The 19792-nt window shown below is 55.5% G+C and carries 15 protein-coding genes and 1 tRNA gene; 4 read left to right on the top strand and 12 right to left on the bottom strand.

Annotated features, from left to right (window positions below):
• The first annotated feature begins 367 nt into the window (after nt 1-367).
• A complete protein-coding gene (locus tag ACGG9J_RS05370) occupies nt 368-1759 on the top strand; it encodes an MATE family efflux transporter (RefSeq protein WP_390134300.1) in 1392 nt (463 codons plus the stop codon).
• Nucleotides 1760-1877: 118 nt separating this feature from the next.
• Here the strand turns inward: ACGG9J_RS05370 and ACGG9J_RS05365 are convergent, their stop codons facing one another.
• The 11 genes from ACGG9J_RS05365 to ACGG9J_RS05315 form a co-directional block, all read right to left on the bottom strand.
• Nucleotides 1878-2216 carry a P-II family nitrogen regulator gene (locus ACGG9J_RS05365; protein ID WP_101432992.1) on the bottom strand — a complete coding sequence of 113 codons (339 nt, stop codon included), beginning with the start codon at nt 2214-2216 and terminating at the stop codon, nt 1878-1880.
• Between the two features lie 17 nt (nt 2217-2233).
• The gene (locus ACGG9J_RS05360; RefSeq protein ID WP_390134298.1) at nt 2234-3499 is read right to left on the bottom strand and encodes an ammonium transporter; all 1266 of its coding nucleotides are present in this window, start codon (nt 3497-3499) and stop codon (nt 2234-2236) included.
• 191 nt (nt 3500-3690) lie between these two features.
• Nucleotides 3691-4920 (bottom strand): signal recognition particle-docking protein FtsY, encoded by a 1230-nt coding sequence (gene ftsY, locus ACGG9J_RS05355; RefSeq protein ID WP_390134295.1) that lies wholly within the window; start codon nt 4918-4920, stop codon nt 3691-3693.
• A gap of 49 nt (nt 4921-4969) precedes the next feature.
• Nucleotides 4970-5533 carry a hypothetical protein gene (locus ACGG9J_RS05350; RefSeq protein ID WP_390134293.1) on the bottom strand — a complete coding sequence of 188 codons (564 nt, stop codon included), beginning with the start codon at nt 5531-5533 and terminating at the stop codon, nt 4970-4972.
• Nucleotides 5534-5781: 248 nt separating this feature from the next.
• Nucleotides 5782-6513, bottom strand: a complete 732-nt coding sequence (locus ACGG9J_RS05345; protein ID WP_024626997.1) for an ABC transporter permease — start codon at nt 6511-6513, stop codon at nt 5782-5784.
• Complete coding sequence (locus ACGG9J_RS05340; RefSeq protein ID WP_390134290.1) at nt 6510-7418, bottom strand: ABC transporter ATP-binding protein; 909 nt, start codon at nt 7416-7418, stop codon at nt 6510-6512. The genes ACGG9J_RS05345 and ACGG9J_RS05340 overlap by 4 nt, the downstream gene beginning before the upstream one ends.
• 1061 nt (nt 7419-8479) lie before the next feature.
• A complete protein-coding gene (locus tag ACGG9J_RS05335) occupies nt 8480-9043 on the bottom strand; it encodes a GNAT family N-acetyltransferase (protein WP_390134288.1) in 564 nt (187 codons plus the stop codon).
• A 325-nt stretch (nt 9044-9368) separates the two neighbouring features.
• Complete coding sequence (locus ACGG9J_RS05330; protein ID WP_390134286.1) at nt 9369-10043, bottom strand: response regulator; 675 nt, start codon at nt 10041-10043, stop codon at nt 9369-9371.
• Complete coding sequence (locus ACGG9J_RS05325) at nt 10036-11301, bottom strand: sensor histidine kinase (RefSeq protein ID WP_390134284.1); 1266 nt, start codon at nt 11299-11301, stop codon at nt 10036-10038. The genes ACGG9J_RS05330 and ACGG9J_RS05325 overlap by 8 nt, the downstream gene beginning before the upstream one ends.
• Before the next feature lie 37 nt (nt 11302-11338).
• Entirely contained in the window at nt 11339-12760 is a 1422-nt protein-coding gene (locus ACGG9J_RS05320; RefSeq protein WP_390134282.1) for an FtsX-like permease family protein, read from the bottom strand.
• On the bottom strand, nt 12760-13497 hold the full coding sequence (locus ACGG9J_RS05315; RefSeq protein WP_390134280.1) for an ABC transporter ATP-binding protein: 738 nt from the start codon (nt 13495-13497) through the stop codon (nt 12760-12762). Before ACGG9J_RS05315 ends, ACGG9J_RS05320 begins: the two co-directional genes overlap by 1 nt.
• A gap of 497 nt (nt 13498-13994) precedes the next feature.
• Here ACGG9J_RS05315 and ACGG9J_RS05310 point away from each other — a divergent pair.
• Together ACGG9J_RS05310 and ACGG9J_RS05305 are read left to right on the top strand one after the other, a co-directional pair.
• Nucleotides 13995-14067: transfer RNA gene (locus tag ACGG9J_RS05310), tRNA-Lys, on the top strand.
• A 2236-nt stretch (nt 14068-16303) separates the two neighbouring features.
• Nucleotides 16304-17614 (top strand): hypothetical protein, encoded by a 1311-nt coding sequence (locus tag ACGG9J_RS05305; protein ID WP_390134277.1) that lies wholly within the window; start codon nt 16304-16306, stop codon nt 17612-17614.
• 33 nt (nt 17615-17647) lie between these two features.
• On the opposite strand, the gene ACGG9J_RS05300 is transcribed toward ACGG9J_RS05305, so the two are convergent.
• Nucleotides 17648-18502 (bottom strand): hypothetical protein, encoded by an 855-nt coding sequence (locus ACGG9J_RS05300; protein WP_390134275.1) that lies wholly within the window; start codon nt 18500-18502, stop codon nt 17648-17650.
• 167 nt (nt 18503-18669) lie between these two features.
• On the opposite strand from ACGG9J_RS05300, the gene ACGG9J_RS05295 reads away from it, so the two are divergent.
• Complete coding sequence (locus ACGG9J_RS05295; RefSeq protein ID WP_390134273.1) at nt 18670-19530, top strand: hypothetical protein; 861 nt, start codon at nt 18670-18672, stop codon at nt 19528-19530.
• The last annotated feature ends 262 nt before the right edge of the window (nt 19531-19792 follow it).

Raw genomic sequence — 19792 nt, 5'->3', positions numbered from 1 at the left:
TAGTCGGTGTAGTCGTCGGAAGCCATAGCCACGATTCTACGAAGAGGACCGTCCTTAACAGCTCTAAGAGGAGGATTTCACCCAAGGCATTCACCAGGAGGCACCGAGCTCTCCCATGCAGCACAGAGTCGCTTCTGCATGTGCATAGAAAAATAAGTTATCCACATTCAAGGCGTGTCCTAGAGGACATGTGAGCAACTTATCCACCTCGTGGGTATAACTCTGTGCAAAACTTGGGGACAGCCTTCCACATCATCAGTCCAGCTTGCGCCAGGGCCTGTTTGGTGATACGGCATCTACCGGCAAGGCGTCCACGGACTGACTTCCAGAGGTTGTGTCTTCAGTCCAGAGCATTAGCATGACGTCCATGCGCAGCCAGAGGAACATCACCGAAACCAAGACTGGACCAATCACGCCGGAAGAACGCCGGGCGACCTACCGGACCATTGCCGGACTGGCCATACCCACCTTCGGCCAGCTGATCGCCTCCCCGCTCTTCGTCATGATCGACACCGCCATCGTGGGCCACATCAGCGACTCGGCCCTGGCCGGGCTCTCCGTCGGATCCACCGTGGTGCTGACCACCGTGGGCCTGTGCATCTTCCTGGCCTACGGAACCACCTCCCAGGTGGCCCGACTCATGGGCGCCGGCCGTCGCAGGGAGGGGATGCAGGCCGGTGTGGACGGCATGTGGCTGGCCTTCGTCATCGGCCTGATCGTCTGTGCCGTTCTCCTGGCTCTGAGCCGACCCATCTGCAGCCTGATGGGAGCTCGCGGGCCGGTCCTGCAGGCAGCGCAGACCTATCTGAACTCTCTGGTCTTCGGCCTCCCGGCCATGCTCCTGGTCTACGCGGCCAACGGCATCTTCCGGGGACTGCAGAAGGTAAAGATCACCCTGGTGGCCGCCGTGTCGGGCGCCATACTCAACACCGCCCTGGAGGTCCTTCTGGTCTTCGGCCTGCACATGGACATTCTGGGTTCGGGCGTGGCCACCCTGATCGCCGAGTGGGCCATGGGGCTCTTCCTGACCATTCCCGCCCTGGTTTGGGCCCGTCGGGAAGGCGCCCAACTGCGGCCCCGACTCTCAGGCATGGCAGCCAGCATGGGCGACGGCTTCCCGCTCTTCCTGCGGACTCTGGCCCTGCGGGTCTGCCTCTTTATGACCGTGGTGGCTGCGGCTCACCTGGGCGAGCAGGTGTTGGCCGCCTACCAGGGGGTCAACTCGGCCTGGAACTTCGGACTGAACATGCTGGATGCCGTGGGCATCGCCGGTCAGTCACTGGTAGCCACCGAGTTGGGCGCCGGACAGCGGTCACGGGCACGGGTCATGACCGACCTGTCAGCCAAGGCCGGCATGGCCATGGGAGTGCTGGTCGGACTGGTCATGATCGCCCTGGGCCTCTTCGCCGCCCCCCTGTTCAGCCCCACGCCGGCCATCAGGTCGCTGATCACCGTGGGCATGATCGTCCAAGGTGTCTTCATGCCCATCGCCGGATGGATGTGGGCCCTGGACGGGATCCTGATCGGGGCCGGGGACTATCGCTATCTGGCGGCCACCTGCTCCCTGACCGCTGTGATCTACCTGATCGGGCTGCTGGGCATGACAGCTCTGGCCATGAGCTGGACGCCCACCTGGCGGATAGCCATGCTCTGGGCCGTGCTCAATGTCCTCTTCATCGGCGTCAGAGCTATCTGCAATGGCTGGAGAACGCGCACCGATGTCTGGATGGGGACGATTGGCCAGGTCAAGGAAGCCTGAAGAGCCATAGAAAAAAGCAGGACCCCGACCGCTCGGCCATGAAATGAACCACAGCGATGGGATCCTGCGAAACTGGTCAGCAGGAAGACGACCATACAGACGGCAGCAGGCGGCTGCCTCAGATGGCGTCGACGCCGGTCTCCCCGGTACGGACCCTGACTACCGAGTCCAGGGTCTGCACCCAGACCTTGCCGTCGCCTACGGTGTTGGTGGCGGCAGCTTGGACGATAGCGTTGACCAGCTCGTCGACCCGGCGATCCTCGGTCAGCACCTCCAAGCGCACCTTGGGAACCAGATCCACCTTGACAGTGCTGCCCCGGTAGACCTCCTTATGGCCGCCCTGTCGGCCATAGCCCTGGGCTGACGAGACGGTCATGCCGTGCACGCCGACCTCGGTCAGGGCCTGTTTAATCTGATCCAGCCGCCCAGGCTGAACGATGGCGGTAATGAGTTTCATGCTGCCTTCCTTTCTGATCAGTTCAGAATGGATCCGAAGTCGTAGGCGCTCTCACCCTGATCGCTCTGATCGACGCCGATGACCTCCTGATCCTTGCTGACTCGCCAACCAATGGTCTTCTCCAGCGCAAAGGCGATCACACCAGTGACTGCAGCTGCGTAGATGATCGCAATCAGCGCCACCAGGAACTGAACCAGCAGCTGCCGGAAATTGCCGCCGGCCAGGAAGCCCGTGCCGGTACCAAAGAAGCCTATCAGCAGCGTGCCCAATAAACCACCCACACCGTGGATGCCCACCACATCCAAGGAGTCGTCATAGGCGAAACGGAACTTGAGCCCGCAAGCCAGGCAGCAGACGAAACCAGCCAAGAGGCCGATGACCATGGCCCAGAGCGGGGAGACCACGTCGGCCGCCGGCGTGATGGCCACCAGGCCGGCGACCATGCCGGATGCAGCACCCATGGCGGTGTAATGCCCGGTGCGGATCCGTTCAGTAAAGAGCCAGCCCAGGGTGGCGCCGCTGGCAGCGATGGTCGTGGAAACCCAGGCATATCCAGCCGTGCCGTTGGCGGCGAAGGCGGAACCGGCATTGAAACCGAACCAGCCGAACCAGAGCAGGAAGGCGCCCAGCATGACCATGGGCACATTGTGGGGACGTATGGACTCCTTGGGGAAGCCGATTCGCCTGCCGATGATGAGCACAATGACCAGGGCTGCTACTGCCGCGTTGATGTGAATGACCGTACCGCCTGCGAAGTCGTGCGCCTGAGCCCCGATGGCGTTGGAGATGGGTCCATCGGCAGCCAGCAGTCCGTGATTCCAGACCATGTGGGCCATGGGCGCGTAATCCAAGGTGACCCAGAGGGCCACGAAGATCATCCAGGTGCTGATTCTGACTCGCTCTGCCAGGGCTCCCGAAATCAGAGCCACGCAAATCATGGCGAAGGCGGCCTGGAAGGCAATGTCCACCGTGTGCGGGTAAGCAGCGTTGGCGGAATCAAGCGAGGTGAAGACCCCGTCCTTGGCCGTGACCGTGTCCTTGAGCAGGAAGCCGGTGATGGGGTCGCCGAAGACGCCTCCGATGTCCTTGCCTGCAAAGGAAATCGACCAGCCCCAGAAGGCCCAGATAACCCCAGTCACGGCAATGGCCAGCGTGGACATCATCATCATGTTGAGCACAGCCTTGGCTCGGACCATACCCCCATAGAAGAAAGCCACCGCCGGAGTCATCAGGAAAACCATGGATGCCGCTACCAGCATCCAGGCAGCATTTCCAGAATCCATGCCTACACCTCTCTTTTCCCCATCCGGGCGGGCAGTCCCCCGATAACGAGGGCTTCCCTCCGGACAGCCTACGTCAGATTCTCTTCCACTTCCCGATTCATCAAACAGGAAGAGGATGACGGTCAGGTCACCGCCGCATTACCTGCGGGTGACTATTGGATGACCACCGTATGACCAACCGGCCGGCTGGACTACTCGTCTCCCAGGATGCCGTCGACAAAGGACTCGGGATCGAAAACGGCCAGATCGTCGGGCCCCTCGCCCAGCCCGACCAGCTTGACGGGCACGCCCAGCTCCCGCTGGACAGATATGACAATGCCGCCCTTGGCCGAGCCGTCCAGCTTGGTCAGGACAATGCCTGTGACCCCGATGGCCTGGGCGAAGACCTTGGCCTGTATCATCCCGTTCTGCCCGGTAGTGGCATCCAGAACCAGCAGAACCTCGTCCACAGGCAGGTTCTTCTCGATCACCCGCCGGATCTTGCCCAGCTGATCCATCAGGTTGGCCTTGTTCTGCAGACGTCCGGCTGTGTCCACAATGAGGACATCTGCCTGATCGTTTTTGGCCCGTTCAGCCGCTTCAAAAGCCACCGAGGCCGGGTCGGCACCGTCACGGTCGCTGCGGACCACGGGCACACCCACCTTGCCGCCCCAGGTTTCAAGCTGGTCAGCGGCGGCGGCACGGAAGGTATCGGCGGCACCCATGACCACCGACTTGCCATCGGCCACGAAGAGTCTGGCCAGCTTGCCCGCCGTGGTGGTCTTGCCGGTGCCGTTGACGCCCACCATAATAATGACCGACGGCCTGTTGGCCTGGGGTCGGGCAGCCACAAGAGTTCGGTCCATATCAGGATCGACCAGATCGATCAGGCGCTGACGAAGGCCACGACGCACGGCTGCGGGGTCCTTCTGCCCTGTGATCCGGGCATCGTCGCGCAGCTGCTTCACCAGCTGTTCACTGGCCTCGGCACCCACATCCGCCATGAGCAGGGTGTCTTCCACATCCTCCCAGTCGGATTCGCTCAGATGGTCCTTGGTCAGAATGGCAAAGAGGGCCTTGCCAAAGGGGTTGGGACTCTTGGCCAGCCTGGCCTTGAGCCTGGTCATGCGGGATGCAGAGGCCTCCGGATGCGCCAGCTCCTCCTGCGCCGACGATGCCGCTTGCTCAACCGAGGACGGCTGACTGGACTCCTTTGAATCGACTGAGCCGGAACCCGCAGAAGCACTAGATGCGCGCAAAGCAGATCGGGGTGCCTGGTCACCCGACGAAGCTGCTGGGAAGGCACCAGGCTCTTCCGCACTGTCGGGGCGCGCGGAATCCCCCTGGGACCGGTGTTTACGGACCGCCACCAGAATGCCGACCACTGCCAGCACCAGGACGATCAACACCGCGATAAGAATAAGGAGCTGCTGTGTTGTCATAGGTACCAGCCTAAAGGCGAAAAGGGACACGGATGGTCACCACCAGCGGTCACTTCCCGCTCGGATGGCTCGTTCCCGCCTGCGGACCGCTCTGGACTGCGGGCATAATGTCGGAGGTAGTGGGCTGAGGCTCCCGTCGCTGCCGACGCGAAGGCTCAGGGCTTGATGATCGCAGGGTGGAGCTCCTGGGGGCTGGAGGCCCAGAGGTCGCAGAAACCGACGGTACAACATTCTTCTTTTGTCTCGGGCTGGTCGAGGACGCGGAATCAGCGCTTGGGGGCCGAGGCAGATTTATCTCGTCCGTGGAATCGGAGGCCAGCATGCCTCGAACCTCCACCACGGAGGAGGAATTGACATAGACCGGATAGGGATGTTCGGTATCTTCAGCAGTTGATGCGCCCTCGTCCGATCCAGGGGCAAAAGACAGATGCCCTCCTGCTATCCGCGGCAGCCGATTCTCTCGTTCCTGCTGACGGCGGGCCGCCCGGCGTACACGCTCATCCAGAGACTGGGAGAAAGCACGGTCCTGGGACTCACCAAGCGCCAGACGCATGACGAATACAATGAATGCCGCCACCACCAGCACCCATACCAGGACAATCAGCCAGACCATACCTGCCATTCTCTCAGAAGAACGCCCCAAACGCGCTGCAACACGAGGAATCTATCGGTCTCTTTCACACTGATGGGTCAGCGGATGCTCAGTATCTTTCTTATACGCGAGGCGGCTGCAAGTGAGAAGTAACGCTTCTGCGGGAATCACGCTCTGCCAGGTCTGCAATTACCATTCAAGAAATCAAGACATTCAAAAATCGACAAGTCCCTTGCAATGGCGGTAACGGTGCATAACCGCCAGCAGTATTATTTCCAGCGAAAACCGTATATGGAAACAAGTCCTAAGGTAATGCAGCCCACAGCCAGGTATAGGATCCCGAGCCAGGCATGAGGCCAGGTCCCCGATCCGATCAGCATCATCGACAAGGCCTCCCTCATATGATATAGGGGCGTATACGGGGCAATGGTCTGCACCCAGGACGGTAGCATATTGAGCGGCATCATAGCTCCGCCAATGAAGCCCAGGGGCAGAATAATGATGTTCGCAAGGATGGATACCCCTGCGATGGAGTAAATTATCATGGCGATAATGACACCCAGGAAAAAGAACAAAAGATAGCCAAGGACCAGGGGAAGCAATCCCGACAAAAACGTCGGTTTCAGCCTCATTCCCATGACCATCCCCAAGACGACAAGCACTACAGCCTGCGCCAGAAGGACGACGATACCCACAACAGCCTGGGAGAGGATAATCACATTCCAGGATAGAGGAAAATTGCGAACCGTCTGCAGCATGCCATTCTCACGCCAGAGGGCAAGGTGCGAAGCACCCGCAAAAATACCCACGTAGGCCGCACCAAACGCAATGACATTGGCGCTGATTTGACTGGCAATATCAACTCCAGGAACGTAGCTCTTAAAAGACAGGACCAGAACCAGCAACAAGGCTATAGGAAAGAGAAAGGTGAAAACCAAAGTGGACCAGTCACGAATATCGTAGTGGAACATCAACTTGAATAGAGTTTTGAAGCTGTTCATTTGACGTTCTCCTTTTCGAGAAGGCGAAGGTAGACATCCTCCAGACGCCCATCCTTGACTTGCGCCTGGCTTGTATTGATCCCGGAATCAACCAATTTCGCGAAAGTAACTCCGGTATCCCTGGTGCGAACTGTCAGACCGTCGGGTGTGGTTTTTACATAGTCAGCTCCCATGAGACGGGCTACATGATCGGCCTGATCCAAGGCATTTGGAAGAAGAATGGTCGACTCCATCTTTGCTTGCGCAATAAGCTTGCTAGGACTGGCCGTCACGAGAATATGCTTATCCGCCAAGATCGAGACCACGTTGCACAACCGCTCCGCCTCATCCAGATGGTGCGTCGTATAAAGAACCGTGGCGGCCAATTGCTGATTCGATTTGAGCAAGCTCACAAGATCATGGCGTGACTCCGGATCGAGGGCGGCAGTGGGCTCATCTAGAAAGAGCAGCCGAGGATGATGGACGACGGCCGTAGCGATAGCCAATCTCTGCTGTTCGCCGCCGGATAATGATTCAACCTTGTTGGATGCCACATGATCCAGTTTCAATGCATCAATAAGATCGTCCACACGCGACCGGGGCACCTGGTAGATATCCGCCACTGCGGTAAGGTGCTCAAGGAGCGTCGTTTTAGGGAAGAAGGACGACTTTTGAGGCTGGATGCCTATTTGGCGGAGCAGGGCCAAGTTGCGTGGATAGGGCGTCTTGCCCAGAACAGAGACCGTTCCCTCAACCGGTTTTTGCAGTCCTTCCAAGACGGTGAACAAGGTTGTCTTTCCAGCGCCATTTGGCCCTATGACCCCATGGAAGGCCCCTTCTTCAACCTCCAATGAAAGATGAGAGAGAATCGTTTTGTTCTTTATTCGAACAGTAAGGTTCGATACGCTTACTTCGATATTGCCCATTCCAGAGCCTTTCAGCGTCAATACTGATGTGGTAAAGCGCGGGTTGTGTCGTCTATTGCTGCTTGTCTATTCATGACTATTTCAATTTGCTGAGTCTGCGCAGGTGGAGGAAAGAATCAGTCCAAATTCCGGCCCAGCATAGTATGGTGATTTTGGCTCCGATGGTCTTTTCCATGAGACCATCTGCTTCAACTACGATAGCTTATTAATCCATATTCTTTCCTCACCCATGAGCCCAGAATTTCAGGCATTTTCTAATAAAAAACAAGCTGGATCAGACATAAAACCGCCACCGTCCCACAAATTATGGCATCCAAGAGCACGTACTGGCAAACACTGATTCCACTACTGGTTTACCTGCAGCTGGAACAGCATATTCCCATTTATCAAGCGGGCCGCCAAGGGGCGGACGGGTACATCTACTTTGTTCCCAATCGGCACTTTGGCAAGAGAAGCCATACCAGTATCAGCAAAAGCGGATATTGAGAAAAGTGCGATGCTTGTTCCCCCGGCTCATGCTCACCAGTGGGGAGGTTGACCGCCGACAACAGTAGACCGCGCGAACGAACAGCGACGGCGATGATGCGAAACTCTGCAAGTTATCAACGGAACCCACTATTTCGCCCTTTTCGCGTATTGGCTATCTCGAATGATGCTGGCCTTCACCGTTTCGCCGCCAGTCTCTTACCTTCATGAAGACAATCATCATTAGCCAAACTGCTGGGTATGTGCATGAACCCCAGAACTGTGAACCGGTGGCAAACGATATAACATGGGCGAGAATTAATGCCAGGGCAAAAAACCTGACAGCAATGACTTGCGGCTTATCGGATGGTTTCTGTGTCGAAGCTGTTTGTCTCATGGCGGTTCCTTTGCCGTCGTACATAATGCACGGAATGTGCATAAAAACAAAATATACACTAACCGGCATTCGCTCAAAATAAGCTTAAAATAAGTTCGCGTTCTGGATGCGCATATACGTCATAGCCGGAGAAAATCATTGCAGAGAGCCTAGCCAGGAAGCAATTACATGAAAGCTGCTTTTGCATCCAAGATTGCGTTTACCGATCTGTTCGTTTCGAAGACAAATCAATCCAATACCGTTCTACTGGCTGACCAGATCTGCTGGGGAGCACATTCTCCAGTTGCCCGCCACGCGAAAGGATGGTCCGGCGGCTGGCCAGATTTGATGGGGAACAGGTGATCAGAACCCGGCTCATGCCCAGAGTGGCAGCTTGTCGAAGACATTCATCCAGCATCAGCCCGGCATAGCCCAGCCGGCGACAATCCGGACGAACTGAATAGCCGATGTTGCCGCCCACTCGCAGAAGCGCCTGCGTAAGCTGCAACCTCAGCTGGATCGTTCCCACCGGTTTGCCGCCGGGGTCCAGGGCGGCGAACTGCAGAGCGGGCACAAATCCCGACGGCAGATCATCGCCGCGCGCCTGACGAGCCACCTCAGGCAAGCCAAACCGACGAACCTCATCCAGGCTGCGACAGTCCTCCAGAGGACCAAGCCCCGCCGCTTCATCCTCAGTCCGGGCATGACAGGCCTGCAGATATTCCCAAATCGCTTCGGCATCCACCGCCCCTGGCTGGTCCATCCTCACCAGACGGATTCCCACGGCCCACCTCCTATATCGAATGCTTGACCATCCTTTTATCAGCTGCAACCTGACCAACAGTTGTGCTTCAGCTTACTTGAGCAGCATTCAAGAGAACTGAAGTTTCAAAAGGGAACAAGTGCCGCCGGGACATCACGTGCATAACTGAATAGTTGAAACTCAATACAGCAAGAATCACAATGTTCAATAAAAGTTCTCCCAAACTTACGTTCTGGGCTTTAGTCCCTGGCTTCGGCCTCATCAGGTCAGCGAAAGAGTCGCTCTGGAATCTGTCATTCTTTCTGCTTTTCTCCCCGCAATGCCCGGAATGGCCAATCAGGGATCGTCAGTCAGACATTCCGGCCTGAAACCATGTGATGACAATTTGTGTACGGTCCCGCAGTCCAGTCTTGTCGAGTATGCGGCTTACATAGCGCCGGACGGATGTGATTTCGAGAGTGAGACGCTGGGCTATTTCCTGATTGGACAGCCCCTGAGCGATGAGCCCGGCTATCTCGTACTCCCTGGGGGTCAACTTATCCAGCTGCTGCCTGGCCTGCGGGTCACTGATCTTATGCCGGGCATAGGCTCTGTCGCGGTTGATGAGCTCTGCTGTGATGCGGGGGGTGAGCACTGCGTCCCCATCGGCCACTGCGTGAATGGCTCGGTGCAGATCTCTCGTGGATACGTCCTTGAGCAGAAAGCCGTAGGCGCCTGCATGCAGACCGGTGAAGGCATAATCGTCTTCGTCATAGGTGGTCAGGATCAGCGTACGAATGTCGGGGAACTCCTTGGAAATGACCGCAGTGGTACTGATGCCGTCCATCACCGGCATGCGAACGTCCATCAGGATCACCCGAGGCAGCGGCTGCGCGGCTGCTTTCATCTCCCGAAGCATGGTCACCGCCTCCTGACCGTTGGAGGCTTGTCTGACGACCTGTAAATCGTGGTCGGCCTCGATCATGCGTACCAACCCCTTGCGGAGGAGCGCAAGGTCGTCGACCAGCATCAGGTCAATCATGGGCGTTGCACCCTTTCTCGCTGGTCCCAGGCAGGACGGCTTTTACCGTCCATCCCCCGTTCTCGCTCGGCCCGCATCTCAGACTCCCTCCCATCTGTCGGCATTGCTCGCCGATTTGTCTTAGCCCCATTCCTTGATGATCATGAATGGCTGGTTGCTGATCGCCCAAGACTTGCCCGTGCTCATCCCCACGCCCATCGTCGTGGATGCTGATGCGGAGGGTGCCGTCCTGCTCGTAGTCGCGGGAGATGACGATGGTGCTCGGATCCGAGGCGTGCCGGAGCGTGTTGGTGATGGCTTCCCTGCTGATGATGAAGCAGAGGTTGTCCTGTCTGGGATCGTGCCGATGATGGCCTGTTTCGGTAGACACGACAGCCAGCCCAGCCGCGCGGGCATGGGCGATTACAGTGTCGAGTTCGTCGAGCGTATGCAGCCTGGAGCCATAGCTGCGCCCATCATCATCGGACTCTTGAGGGAGCGCCTCATGCTCTTGGACAAGGGTACGGACGGCTTGTCGTGTGTCGGCCAATCCATCCCTGGCCACCTGATTGATGTCCTTAAGCACCTCTTGCAGCTCCTCAATCTCAGCCGAGTCAGCGAATCCCTGGGTCAGGGCAATGATTGTGGTGAGGTCATGGCCCACGCTATCGTGCAACTCCCCTGCCACCTGGGCACGTGATATGGCCTGATCCCTTTGCCTGGCAAGCATTTCAGAGCGGATGCGCTCCTGCTCCTCACGCTGCTGCGTCTCGCGTCGGATCCGGTAGGACCTGGCAGCTACGGCAACGGCCGCGACCGCCATGATGACAGCCATCCGGGCCGACCATTCCAGAAAGAGCATGTGCCCGGCATGCATGCTGACGGTGACCAGGCTGACGGCTGCGGCTACATCACCCACGCCTGCTGCAATCCTGAGTGCTGATGATAAACAGACGCAGAAATAGAGGGCGCCTACCAGTGGTATCAGGAAGCTATCGTCCGAGGTAGCAAATGACAGACCGATGTACGTCAGGGTCTCCAAAGTCGTGATGAGCAGGGGAAGCTGTCTGCTCCAGTACAGCAGGCAGGAAGACAGGAGCCCAATCAGGCCAATGGCCGTCTTCCAAACGGGCAAAGGAATGTTCTCGGCCCAGACTGGAGGAAACGTAGGGGCGCTGACATAGAGAAGCGTATAAATCAGGCTCAGCAGAGGCATGACGAATCTGGTCAAGCGTTGATTGCTCAACAGCTCGAATAGGTAGGTTGCCATGCCCTTCATCGCGCCCCCTCACGCCGTATGCCGAGGATGCCCAGGTTCATTCGCCAGTGTACTGTGCTATCACACCGGCAGGGGAACGACCTGCTGATTTGCGCACCGTGGCCCACGAAGCCAACGATGCCGCAGAAGACAGAAGCAGGTAGACCAGCGCCCAATGAGCCCAAGGTATGCCGATGCTGGCAGCCCCGAAGACCTTGCGAAATCCGGCAGCATAGGCCAGGACCGGCAGGATGCTGGAGGTGAAAGATATCAATACGGCGGTAGTCGCCATGATGAACCCTTCGAGAGCGGACATGAGCTCAAGTTGATTCGGGTCCGCGCCAGCAATCGAGATGAGGGACAGATCCAGGCTTCGACCATGGGCTGAGATCAGGTATCCTGCGCATACTCCAGCCAGCGTGACGACCAGTGCGGGACCCAGGAGCGTCATGAGCATGGAGAAGTCAGAGCTGCTGACATCCAGGTTGGGAGGCAGCAGGCGACTGGAATCGGCGCTGGTCTGATAGAAGGAATCGGTCATCATCAGCAATGAAACCCCCACGACCAGCGGTATGACCGTAGAACTGAGACTGCGCATGCGGGCGCTGGCTTGCCGGCAAGCGACCAGCCATGAGGGGTTGCGAAGTGCGATGAGCCTGGTCCAGCCGCTGGTGACCGCGCCGAGCAGGGAGGGACCTGCCAAGCAGATTGCTGCCAGCAGGAGCACGAAACCGAAAGTGCTGCCCATGGCAATAGGCAGGATGGGTGCCGCAGTGTGCAAACGGACCAGTTGCTCATCAGGTATGGTCCGAGCCTGCATAATCGGCATCAGCATGACTGCCAAGGCTGCCAGCAGACACAAGGCAGCGGCGATACGACGAGCCAAACCTGCTGTTTTTGGAGGAATGATTGCAGCACGCAGAGATTCCACGGGACTGATCCTGCTGATGGTCCGGATGGTCAGCAGTGTGCCGATCAAGGCCACCAATATTCCGCATGAGGTTCCTGCTTCCCAGGAAGCCAGCTGGTGGCTGGCGATGAAAGGCTGCCAGCCGATCAGGAACTGGGAAGTCTCCCAGGCATAGAGGGGACGGGCCAGTAGAAAAGAGGCCGCCAGAGAGACCACGCTGGCCGCGAGCGCCAAAATGAGCACGCGCAGACAGGTCAGCGAGGTCAGTTGCCAGGGCGTTGCGCCTTGCAAGGCTAACAGGGCAAGGTTGCGTCTGCGCTGGTTGATCACCGACGAAACGACCTGCAGAACGATCAATACTGCGGCAACAAGAAGTGCGACAAAGGGGATCATCAAGTTTTGGTAGGCAGTGCGGCCTTGCTCGGCCATGCCGGGGAGATCGACCAGGGCCTTGGCTGAAGAGAGCATCATGGCAAGCAGGCCGACCATGGTTTGCGAGGCGATCAGCACGAGCACGATGCCAGACCAAGCCAAAGGGGCATCCTTGAAATCTCGCAGAAGCAGTCGCATCAGATGCCCGCTTTCGGCATGGGAACCTTGTCGGCTGTGGCTATGCGACCGTCGCACAGATGCACCAGGGTGTTGCAGCGGGAGGCGACTTCCGGGCTGTGGGTGACCATAATCACTGCGTGGCCCGGTCGATCGGCGAAGGCGGCGAGCTCATTGACGACCGCATTGCCGGTCTCCTGGTCTAGGGCGCCAGTAGGCTCATCGGCGAAGATGATATCTGGATCCGAAATCAGCGCGCGGGCCAGGGCCACACGCTGCTGCTCGCCCCCTGACAGGAGGGTCACATTGGCCTTGAGCAGCCCCCTGATGCCCAGTCTGTTCAGCAGCTCGACCGCCTGATCCTCCGGCCAGCGGGTCTTGCGCAGAATAAAGGGCAGCTTGAGGTTGTCATCCACACTCATCGAAGGCACCAGATTATAGGACTGGAAAACGAAGCCCAGGTGCGCACGGCGGAATCGCGCTGACGTTGCAGGCCCCATGGCAGAGATGCGCCGACCCAGGACTTCCACCTGGCCCGAGCTGACTGGTTCGAGACCAGCCAGGCAGTAGAGCAGGGTTGATTTGCCGCTGCCCGATGGCCCTACAATCCCGGTCATGGCTCTCCAGGAAGCAGTGAACTCCACATTCTCCAAAAGAGTTATGGTCTCCCTTTTCCTGGGCGAAACCTGCTTGCACAGGCCGGATGCGCGAATGGCGAAGGACTCGCCCTGGCCGGAAGGATCGACGGTACGCTTCATAGCAGTATCCCGCGCTTGCAAACGGGCGAATGCCAGTGTGAGCCTGTAGCGCTCTGTACATGCGGCGATGCGCATTGAGCCGGATGTTTCATCGGAGCTCCCTCCCTCAGCGCAGTTGCGAGGACAAGAGATCGCCTCGCAGGGATGATTCTTTCAATCCGAGTACGGGGAATCAACGTCGCTCGCCAGTTCGCCATCTGCAGATGGCAAAACATTGTCCGACTCACTGCACAACGGGCAGGAAGCTACCCTACGCTTTGGTAGAAGCTTTTGGCAGACAGGTTGGTTTACTGTCCGGCACGGATCCCGTTGGCAGGTTCAGAGTTTGCCCCACCCCTCCCCCACGCATCCCAACAACCTTCTTAAGTGGGCGGAAAGGTAGCGTTTCAAGTTGATATTCTTCGTTGATCTGTACGGGTTCTCGGTCTTGCTTCGCCAGAGAACCGGCTTGCCGCCAACTGGAAAAATCCAAGACAAACATGTAGTGTTGAGCTGTTGCCCCTCTGGCTCAATGGTTAGAGCAGCGTCCTTTTAAGTCGTGGGTTGTGGGTTCGAGTCCCACGGGGGGCACTTTTTCTGCTGGCTTGCATTTGGCGGCTCAGCGATGGGTAGGAACTAACAGCACAAGCATGGTTCAGAGCTGATCTCGGGGCATGAAATAATAGAAGCTCTGTTCCGCGACCAGAAGGATAATCCCCAGCGTTATAAAGATCCTGGAATTTGGTCAGCACAATGTTTGATAGATGCGGGGATTGTAGATAAAAACATATCCACCGGCAAAATTCAATAAGTCAGGCCAAATTCTGTCGGCTCATAATGATAACGGTCAGCGCGGTCTTTAAGAAATTTTCAGTTTTCCTGTCGCAGGTAGGCAAGGATCCCAGGCGCGATATTATCGTTATTTTTTTTGGGGGGGGGGGGGAGGGAGGCAGGTATTACCTTAAGCAATGGGGATCGATAATCCATAAAGACTCTTCAAAATTTTCAAAAAATCACAAGGTAGGCTCACTTGTGCACTCATATTATTATCTGCTGTCATTATTCTAATAGTCAGAATTCGGCATCATCTTCTCTAAGAGGTCGTCGTCCACTAGCGTGAGAGTAACAAGGAAAAGTAATGATGAATAAATGCGAGACTGTCTCCACTTACTTAATCAATCCCCAAAGTCAATTTGCCGTAACCGAGCATTAAACCTTTCCCACAGTTTACTGTCTGGCGAAACGTTGATTGGGGCAAAAATACTTTCATACCACTCGACGTGATTCCATAGTTTCTTTGTGTTATTCAATCTATAACCACTATTTTCGAACTGACCTGGCCGACTATGTCACGTAAAGTCCTATGAAGCATTGAATTCTATACACATAAGTTAAAACCCTTTTGATGCCTAATATGTTTTCAAGTGCGTGTGACTGAACATAGAATGTGAGCACGCAGCATCACAAGGTCGATCCGCCCGTAAAAAAAATCGAACGTAAACATTTTCAACAGGCGCTAGATGACTTCCGCAGTGCGAATGAGTACGGGCCCATAATAGCAGGTCAGGTCTTCAGTGAGATTGTCGAGGCCTAGGAGAGCCCTGATTTCATCATGAAGATGCCTTCCGGACCGAACACCCTTATCGGTGTCGAGCATCTTCACTCTGACCCGAGCGGGCTTGAAGTACAGCAACCGGGCAGACGCAGCAAACCATCGACCCGCCAGTCCGAGCTTAAAAGGGTTAGGAGAACGCAGGATGCACTCCAGGAGGATGGCAGGCAGATTGACTGAGATGATCACGAACAGATCTTCGGAATCGTGGAAAGGCTCAACAAAAATCATCTCTGCCGATGTGCGAATCCTTTCTAAATCGGATGCACCCCGCCAAATAGGGAATCTCAACTTTTCTCTTTAACACCATCTGAGGAAAACGGAATCATAACTAAACAATGTTCTGAATTGCGGCAGCCGCATGTCGCCACGGCATGAGCTTGGAGGTCTCGTCTTTTACATCGATATGCAATGTGGCTATTCCTATTTCACCATCAACCAGCCAGGCTGGGTGCCTCGCAAATGTTGTCAGGGCGAACTACCCCTATTCCCCGAAATCATTCCATTGATACGTGAATCAACCAAGAACGATGTGAGATGGATACTCATCAGTACCTCGCTGATGATCACCGACGACATGACCGGCGATCTTCTATTCGACACCACGGATATAGAAACGAGTATGCGCCAGTAGGGCCTGAACCAGTGCCTGTGGTTCATCTGCCAGATGCACAAGGGGGAAGTGAACAACGACAATGGAATCGACTTCATTCTCAACAGGAAACAGTATACCGGCACAAGACGCCAACTACAACGACTCGGCAAAGTGGAGGCATGCAAGGCCATCGACGCAATGGAACACAACCAGACCTTCATCACCTCGCCAGCCGCGCAACTCATGATTAATAGGTATGGAGCCAATCTACTAAAATACAAATAACCAGGAGCGACTCTCAAACCTGGTTTGATGGACAGGCTACTAGGACTCATAAGGTATTGAGTGCAGTAAATGTAACCAGAGATCGATGAAGCCTCTTTCCAAAGCAGAAAAATCTTGGAAAGTCCGGGAAGAGCATGGATAAAATCAACCTGAGCCGCCTAGAACGACACCACGGCCGATAGAATATATTGAAAAACATGAGCTCTGAACATGAGGATGGGCAGGATTCCATCCTTCCTCGGTAGAAGGGGCATAAAACAGATTCAGCTCACATAACTGTTTGTGCTAGCAATAGCGCGAATGAGAACAATAGCCCTATCCGATTGGAGATCATTGTGGCCGAACAAAACCGTCTGAATGAGAAGCAGCTGGCTGTTTTGCGGTGGGTCGGTGAAGGGCGACCGAAAGGAGTGTATGAGCATGGGTTCGATCATCGGGTGACGGCGCGCGCATTGGATCGACGTGGGTTGCTATCCGTACAGGGGCATGGTAGATCCTGGCGTGCAAGCCTTACTGATGAAGGACGTTACTACTTGGAACATGGCTCATATCCAACATCCGAAGATTCTGACACTACTGAAACGAAACTGGCTACATCCCTCCCTGCCTCCGAGCCACCGTACAAGCCCGTCCACGATCTTCTTGATCGTCTTGAGTGTGCGGGCGGCGTGCTTCGCTTCGACGCACCAAGTGATGCGGAGCGAATCGGTTATGTTCGTACCGTCAGACAGCTACGTCTTTCAGGAGGTTTGGGTCCTCAACGCCTATTGAAAGTGACCGGGACTAAACGGGGACCGTTGACCATTGAACTCATACGATCTTCAACGCAGGCAGAGACACCGTCCCAGATTCCCGTGCCAGCTGATGCTGATCGCAATCGACCTGAAATACAAGCACTCATTGAGCACGCTTCACATCTCATGGTTAATGAGACAACCCGTCCGCGAGCATTGGCACTCGTACAAGGCATTAGTGAAGAATGCATTCGGCGTGGATGGGCGCTGAGTGTGGACAAGAAACCGAGCTTTCTTATCACGGTTGGCCAAGATCACTATCGCTGCAAACTCAGTGAAGAGAGGGTGAAACGCGATGTCTACACGGACGAGGATATGGCTGAATGCAAGTATGAATGGCAACGAGTCAGCCCAACGCGCAAGGAAGTCTGGTCAGGCCGCCTCAAATTGGAGCTCAATCCTGGCTATAATTCCCGATCGTGGGCAGATCGCCAGCGATGGACTCTCGTCTCCAAACTTCCCGAGTTCTTCGACATCATCGAAGAATGGAGCCACGCCGCACAAGGTAGACGAAAGAAACTTGAAGCCTATCATGCCAAGCAGGTCAAGGAATGGGAGGAAGCCATTCCCAAGGCCCGCGAGGCCTATTTACTTAAGCTCAATGCTGATCGTGCGAGGCAGCAAGCTGAACAATGGGAGAACGCGGCACGGCTGCGCTCCTATAGTCAAGCGATCCGGCGTCATGCGGAGGAATTCGACGAGCAAGCGCAAGAACACGCGCTAGAGTGGGCGACCTGGATCAATGAACATGCAGATCATATCGATCCCCTCAATGACAAATCCCAACTGTCCATGAGTGAGTGCATCAAATTAGGAGCAAAAGAACTGGATGCGTACATGCCTCATGGATAGAGTGTTGAGAACCCTCCCGAACCATGCACCTGGCTACCGTGATTTGCGAGCTTGCATAATCGGAACGCCGAACCGACGCTGAATATCATCAGCCTGTGTCGTGAGTTTCGCGGTACGCAGGACAAGGATCGCGTGAGTCACTAGCTCATCCAGCCGCACTACCTCTTGCCGTAACGCTTTGAGCTCGTCCTGACGCGCGACAGCCTCGGCACCACACCATTGACGCAGCAAGTCACGGCACCGTTTACCATACGGCTCTTCGAAGTCGCTGGATGCAACTTCTTCCGGTGTAACGAAAATATCTTCGTCTTTCTTAAAGTAACTCTTATACCATCGCCCATGCGTTGATTCCAATTGAACTTCTGATTCCTGCTTTTCGACCTCATGCAGCATCTTGTCAGAGAAGAGAGTACAGGCAGTTCTCACGATAAGCTCGGTGGTCGCCCATGGCACAATCCACCCATCTTCGTCATCAAACGATTCGGGAGCATCTCTCAGTAAAGACTCATCAATTTGCAAATATCCAGCGAGACCAGCAACATCCTTTACAGCAGTCACTCCGGTATAGCGATACGCCGGAATAGCCAACTCTTCGTTAATTAGCGTTCTAAAGACTTCATCGATTGCAAACTCTACTGGCCCGCCTTCCAAACCAGGATGAGTATCGACTCTATCCCAGCGAGCCTCTCGAGCCTCGAACTCCACAGCATCTTTCCAGATCACCTTCAAACGAGTAGGTGGAATCCACTTCTGTCTACCCTCAAATTGTTCATCGATAAACCGGACAAGCGTCCGCGGTGGTTTCTGCGTCCCAATCTTGAGAACTTCGACCTCAACCAAGGAGTCAATGTTATGCGCCCGATAACCCCAACGCTCACCAATCTTCATAGACAGCATTATCTCAGATCAGAGCGACCTGCATACCCTTTCTTTGTAATACAGGAAGCTGATCACAACCTCCTTCCCACTCAGCATAGAGGTCAAATCCAGTTCGAAAGAATAGAAGGTTGCCAACGGTTCCACGAATGTGGGTATGTGTTCGTACGCTTAAGCATATGAGTTTTACTGCTTCTATCCTTCGCGTAGTGATCGCATCTCCTTCGGATATCCCAGAAGCCCGAGATGCTGTTGAAAGAGCACTCCACAACTGGAATGACGCCAACTCTATCTCGAAACATATTGTTCTTCTTCCTTGGCGTTGGGAGACAGCTTCCGTGCCACTTCTCGGAGGGCACCCGCAGTCGCAGATTAACGAACAGGGCGTTGATAGCGCCGACATTGTCATCGCACTGTTCGGTAGCCGTCTCGGTTCGCCTACACCAGGCTCGGTTTCTGGAACGGTCGAAGAAATCGAACGTTCCGTAGCCACAGGCAAACCCGTCCACCTGTACTTCTCGACTGCGCCACTACCCCGTGACATTGACACGGCACAGCTTGATGGTTTGCGGGAATTCCGCCGTCAGATCCGTCAGCAAGGGCTGCTGGGAGAGTTCTCCAATAATGCGCAACTGGAACATGAAGTGTGGAAAGCGATCGAATTCGACATTGACAAGCTCGACTTCACTATTCACGACCCTGATTCGACCAGCGTACATGGAGTAAGATTTTCTGCACAGCCCCAGGAAAAGCGAGAACTCAAAGATTATGACAAAAGAGGCAGGGCGAGGTACACAACTCGATATTGGATTGAAATCACGAATTCCGGTGACAAGGATGCCACAAACGTCACATTCGAAGCCTTAGGTGAGAACCCGAGCATGATGCTGATCGGGGATGATGAGCCTACAACAATCCATGCCGGCCAGACCCGGCGACTTCACGTTATCCACTATTTCCAAAGCAGTGACCCAGATATCGTCCGCATCCACTGGGATGAGAACGGAGAAAAGAAACAAAAGGACTTCCACGTCGGATGAATAATACATGATTGTACGTGCTAAGAGAAGGACTTCATAACAGCTCATTGCTCGCTGACAGGCTATGGGTCTCATTCACACAATACTTGAAACAGACCATTTCACTGCGACCTCTGACCCAATAGCTCGCATGGCATCTAGTATCTACTATCTTTCTTCTCGCGGGAATCATAGATAACACAGCAAAAACACAGAATCATCGTTAACACATTCTGGGCTGTTGACAATCCGATGGCGTTGCATGCGAACGTCTGGTAGCCAC

The organism is Bifidobacterium apicola, assembly GCF_042846865.1.
Taxonomy (GTDB): Bacteria; Actinomycetota; Actinomycetes; order Actinomycetales; family Bifidobacteriaceae; genus Bombiscardovia; species Bombiscardovia apicola.
This window is presented reverse-complemented; position numbering and strand designations above follow the sequence as displayed.